Source organism: Trebonia sp., from assembly GCF_049794275.1.
Taxonomy (GTDB): Bacteria; Actinomycetota; Actinomycetes; order Streptosporangiales; family Streptosporangiaceae; genus Trebonia.
In genome coordinates this window covers 1-5,337 of the sequence record NZ_JBARCR010000475.1, presented here as the reverse complement: position 1 = coordinate 5,337, position 5,337 = coordinate 1, and the positions used below count along the sequence as shown (strand labels likewise).

Sequence of the window (5,337 nt, the reverse complement as noted above, 5' to 3'; positions counted from 1 at the left end):
CCCCACCGCGCGCTCCGCAACTCAACCGCCGACGCGTGGGAGGCTGCGGGCCGCCCCCCGCTCGCGCAGCGGCCAGGAGCGGGTGACGTGATCGCGCACTTCGCCTCCGGCGAGGCGATCGTCCGCTACGAGCCGGCACCGCCGATGACCGGGACCACCGGGGACATCGAAGCGCTCTCGATGTGGGCCGGACAGAGCGTCGCGCTCGCGAGACAACCGCAGCCAGCGGCCGACATCGTGGCCGAGCTCACCTCCCGCCTGTAACCGGCCGCCTGTAACCGGGGCGGAAGGCCTCCCTTTCTCTCGCCAGCCTTTCCCTCGCCAGGAGGCAGTTGCGGTTCACCCTTGCCGGGCTAGCCCCGCTTGGGTGATCTCGATCCCGCTGGCGGCTGGCATCGTGGCTAGGAACACTGGGACTACCCAGCGGTGGGCAGGGGGATGAGTCAGATGTTCCGTCGGCATATCAAGGTTCTGGCGGGTACGGGTGTCGCCTCACTGGCGGTGGCGCTGGCGGCGTGCAGTTCGTCGACCAGTAGCGCCCCGCCAGCCGCCGCGGCGTCCCAGGTCAAGCCCACGGGCACGCTGGTGGTGTTCGCGGCCACCTCACTGACCGACGCCTTCAACAAGATCGGCGATCAGTTCGAGGCGGCCAATCCGGGCGTCACCGTGAAGTTCAACTACAACGGCAGTTCCTCACTGGCGACGCAGATCACGCAGGGCGCGCCAGCCGACATCTTCGCCTCGGCGAGCCCGACGAACATGACGACCGTCACCGAGGCGAGCCTGGAGTCCAGCACGCCGAAGACCTTCGCCGCCAACCAGGGCGAGATCATGGTCGAGGCGGGCAATCCCAGCCATGTCAAGTCCGTCAGCGATCTCGCCAACGCATCCCTCAAGGTGGTCACCTGCGCCCCCTCGGTGCCCTGCGGCGCCCTGGCCACCCAGATATTCAAGAACGCCGCGGTCACCGTCAAGCCGGTGTCGCAGGAACAGAATGTCGGCGGAGTGGTGACCAAGGTCAGCCTCGGCGAGGCCGACGCGGGCATCGTCTACGTGACCGACGTCAAGGCGAACGGCAGCAAGACCGCGGGAGTACCGATCCCCGCGGATCAGAACGCCACCACCACCTACCCGATCGCGGAGATCAAGGGCGCGCCGAACGCTACCGCGGCGGCGGCGTTCATCAGCTATGTCCTCGGACCCGACGGCCAGCAGGTGATGAAGAGCTTCGGCTTCCTGCCGCCGACTTCGTAGGCACAGGACCGAATGTCACGGAAGAAATGGCGGCTGAATCCGCTGGTGGCGGTGCTGGCGGCGCTGGCCTCGCTGTTCTTCATCTTCCCGCTGATCGGGCTGGTCGCCGGGGCGCCCTGGGGCCACATCACCAGCGTGATCACGAGCCAGACCGCGCTGCAGGCGCTCGAGCTCTCGATCATCGCCTCGCTGTCCAGCACCGCGCTCGCCCTGGCCTTCGGATTCCCGCTGGCCTGGCTGCTGGCGCGCGGGCAGTTCCCCGGCAGGGGGGTGCTGCGCAGCCTGACCACCCTGCCGATGGTGCTGCCGCCTGTGGTCGGCGGTATCGCGCTGCTGCTCGCCTACGGCCGCAGGGGGTTCATCGGCAGGCCCCTGGAGAGCGCGACCGGGATAACGCTGCCGTTCAGCCTGGCCGGCGTGGTCGTGGCCGAGTCGTTCGTGGCGATGCCGTTCTTCGTGATCACGGTGGAGTCTGGGCTGCGGTCCATGAACAGGCGCCTGGAGGACGCGGCGCGCAGCCTGGGGGCGTCCCGCAGGACCGTGTTCCTGCGGGTGACGCTGCCGCTGATCTGGCCTTCGCTCGCCGCGGGCCTGGTGCTGACCTGGGCGCGGGCACTGGGAGAGTTCGGCGCGACGATCACCTTCGCGGGCAACCTTCCCGGCGTCACGCAGACCATGCCGCTCGCGATCTACATCAGCCAGAGCTCCAACATGACGGATGAGGCGATCGCACTGAGCCTGATCCTCGTCCTGGTCAGCCTCGTGGTCATGGTCTTCAGACGTGACCGTTCCGGCGCGCAGTGACCCGCCGTGCTCGACGCGGACATCCAGCTACGGCTCAGCAGGCTCAGCCTGGACGTGGCGTTCTCCGTGGCGGCGGGCGAGGTGCTCGCACTGCTCGGCCCTAACGCCTCGGGCAAGTCGACCACGCTGCGCGCCCTCGTCGGACTGCTGCCGCTCGACGGGGGCAGGGTGGTGCTCGACGGAACGGTGCTCGAAGACCCCGCAGAGCGCGTCAGGGTCGCGCCAGAAAAACGGCCGATCGCCCTGATGTTCCAGGACTACCTGCTGTTCCCCCACATGAGCGCGGTGGAGAATGTGGCGTTCGGGCTGCGGTGCCGTGGCACCGACAAAAAGACCGCGCGCGAGAAGGCGTCGCAGGTGCTGGCACGCCTGGATCTTGAGGCGGTGGCCGAGGCGCGGCCAGGGTCGATGTCCGGCGGACAGCAGCAGCGCGTGGCGATGGCCCGTGCCCTGGTGACCGACCCGAAGCTGCTGCTCCTTGACGAGCCGCTGGCCGCTCTCGACGTGTCGATCAAGACCAACGTCCGCCGCCTGCTGCGCGAGGTGCTGCGCCAGTCGAGCGCCGCGAACATCCTCGTCACGCACGACCTGCTCGACGCCGTCGCCCTCAGCGACCGGATGATCGTGATCGAGGCCGGCGCGATCGTACAGACGGGAACCCCCGCAGAGGTGACCGCCAGGCCTAGGTCCACTTACGTGGCCGACCTGACCGGCGTCAACCTGCTGCGGGGGACGGGGCACGGTACCGTGCTCGACCTGGACGGCGGCGGCCGGCTTACCTGTGCCAGCCCCGCGGCCGGCCCCACGTTCGCCGTCATCGCGCCCGCTGCCGTGGCGGTGTCCAGGGAACGGCCAGAAGCAGGGCCAGAAGGAGGGGAGGTGAACACCTGGCGAGGGCATGTCAGCGCGGTTGATCTCATGGGCGACCGGGTGCGAGTCCGCGTCGACGGGACACCGGCGATCACGGCCGAGGTCCTGCCCGCGGCGGTCGATCATCTCAAGCTCGACGAAGGAGGCGACCTGTGGGTGTGTCTCAGCCCGGCCGCCATCACGACATATCCGCAATAACCACCGACAGGAACAGGTCATGAAGCTCAGTGCCCGTAACCAGATCCCGGCCCGCGTCACCGGCATCCACTCCGGCGAGGCCATAGCCAACGTGGAGCTCGACGCCAACGGCGTCCGCCTGGTGGCCTCGATCACCGTCGAGGCTGTCCGCCAGCTTGGCCTGAAGGAAGGCAGCGAAGTCAGCGCCGTGATCAAGGCGTCGGACGTGATCGTGGCCACCAGCGGCTGACGATGCCGGGGGCAGGCGGCCCGGTCATGCCGCCGCCTGCGGCCGGGTTCGACGCCTGGGTCGGCAGCAGTGCCGCCGACGATGGCGCCGGAGCCGGTGAAGGTGGCGGGCAGGGACAGGCCGGGCGGCAGCTGATCCAGCGGGCCCTGCACCGTGATGGTGATCTCTCAGGCCGGGCGAGAGGCTGCCCGCGGCCAGCGCGAAAGTGACCGAGGGGCAGGCACTGCCCGCCTTGCCTACCGCGATGGTCGTGGAGTAGTTGTTCGGCGCGGTCGTGACCCCCGAAGGGCAGCGCACACACTTCCTTTGAGCGTGCCGGGGGACGATCAGGTCGCGGGGCGCGGCGATGGGTCCGTGCGAACATGATGGGACGTTACTGGTGGCTGCCGTCGTATTACCCCGAAGGAGTCGCCTCATGGTGACAGAGACGCCTGCCCGCGCCGGCCGGAGCAGCGCTGGGCGGATAGTGCCGCTGTTCCGCCCCTACCGGCTTCAGGTGGCCGCCGTCATTGTCCTCATCGTGGTGACCTCGACGATCGGCATCATCAACCCGCTGCTGATCCAGGTGGTATTCAACAAGGCCTTGTTCGTCCAGGGCGGCCCCAATCTGCACCTGCTCTATGTGCTGGTGGGCGTCATGGCCCTGGTGCCGGTTGTCAACGGCGCCATCGGCGTCCTGCAGACCTATGAGACCACCCGGGTCGGGCAGGCGGTCATGCAGGATCTGCGCAACCGGCTCTACGCGCACCTGGAGACTCTCCCGCTTTCCTTCTTCACCAATACCAAGACCGGTGAGATCCAGTCCCGGCTGGCTAATGACGTGGGCGGCGTCCAGACAGTGGTCACCACCACCGCCTCGACGATCCTGGCCAACGTCGTCACCTTCGTCTCCAGCATCGTCGCCATGATCATCATCAGCTGGCAGCTGACCATCGTGGCGGTCATCACCGTGCCGGCGTTCTTCTGGCTGACCAAGACGGTCGGCGAGCGGCGCCGCCAGGTGTCGCGATCGACCCAGGAGTCGCTGGCGGCCATGAGCGCCATCAGCGAGGAAACCCTCTCGGTATCCGGGGTGCTGCTGGCCAAGGTGTTCGGCAACCAGGCACGCGACATCGCCCGCTATCAGCGGGAGAACCAGCGCCTGGCTGGCCTCGAGGTCCGCCAGCAGATGATCGGCCAGGGCTTCTATGCCGTCGTGCAGTCATTCCTGTCGATCACCCCGGCCCTGGTCTACCTCACTGCGGGCCTGCTCATCGCGAACCATCATGCTGTCTCGGCCGGAACCATCGTCGCCTTCACCGCGCTCCAGACCCGCCTGTACTTCCCGGTCGGCCAGCTGCTTCAGGTCTCGGTGGAGCTGCGGTCATCGCTGGCCCTGTTCGACCGGGTCTTCGAGTACCTCGACGTGGTGCCCGACATCGTCGACGCTCCCGACGCCGTCGACCTCCCGGTTGCCGAGGCTGGCGGCCGGGTGGCCCTGGAGGACGTCTACTTCCGCTACCCCGGCGCCACGGCCGGCGCCTTGTCGGGCGTCAGCCTCGGAGCGAGCCCCGGCCACCTGGTGGCCCTGGTGGGGCCGAGCGGAGCCGGCAAGACCACCATCAGCTACCTGATCCCGCGTCTGTACGACGTCACGGCCGGGGCGGTCGAGGTTGACGGGCTCGACGTACGGCATGTCCGCCAGGCCTCGCTGGCCTCCGCTATCGGCTTCGTGACCCAGGAGAGCTACCTCTTCCACGACACCGTCCTGGCTAACATCCGCTACGGGCGTCCCAGCGCGTCGCTAGAGGAGGTGGAAGAGGCGGCGCGGGCGGCGTACATCCACGACCGGATCATGGAATTCTCCGATGGTTATGACACTGTCGTCGGCGAACGCGGGTACCGGCTGTCGGGCGGGGAGAAGCAGCGCCTGGCCATCGCCCGCGTCCTACTGCACGACCCGCGCATCCTGATCTTGGACGAGGCGACCTCGTCGCTGGACA

General features: G+C 68.3%; 5 protein-coding genes and 1 pseudogene. All 6 read left to right on the top strand.

All coding sequences use genetic code 11. The features are described from left to right. Nucleotides 1–264 (top strand): annotated as a pseudogene (locus tag WA805_RS13060) (nitronate monooxygenase); the annotation flags it as partial. A gap of 183 nt (nt 265–447) precedes the next feature. Then, a complete protein-coding gene (gene modA, locus WA805_RS13055; protein ID WP_422275344.1) occupies nt 448–1,254 on the top strand; it encodes a molybdate ABC transporter substrate-binding protein in 807 nt (268 codons plus the stop codon). A gap of 12 nt (nt 1,255–1,266) precedes the next feature. Further along, nucleotides 1,267–2,058, top strand: a complete 792-nt coding sequence (locus WA805_RS13050) for an ABC transporter permease (protein ID WP_422287157.1) — start codon at nt 1,267–1,269, stop codon at nt 2,056–2,058. A gap of 6 nt (nt 2,059–2,064) precedes the next feature. Next, entirely contained in the window at nt 2,065–3,126 is a 1,062-nt protein-coding gene (locus tag WA805_RS13045; RefSeq protein WP_424562402.1) for an ABC transporter ATP-binding protein, read from the top strand. Nucleotides 3,127–3,145: 19 nt separating this feature from the next. Next, entirely contained in the window at nt 3,146–3,355 is a 210-nt protein-coding gene (locus WA805_RS13040) for a TOBE domain-containing protein (RefSeq protein ID WP_422275350.1), read from the top strand. Between the two features lie 415 nt (nt 3,356–3,770). Continuing rightward, nucleotides 3,771–5,337 (top strand): ABC transporter ATP-binding protein (locus WA805_RS13035; protein ID WP_425242460.1); only part of this gene is annotated, 1,567 nt, incomplete at its 3' end.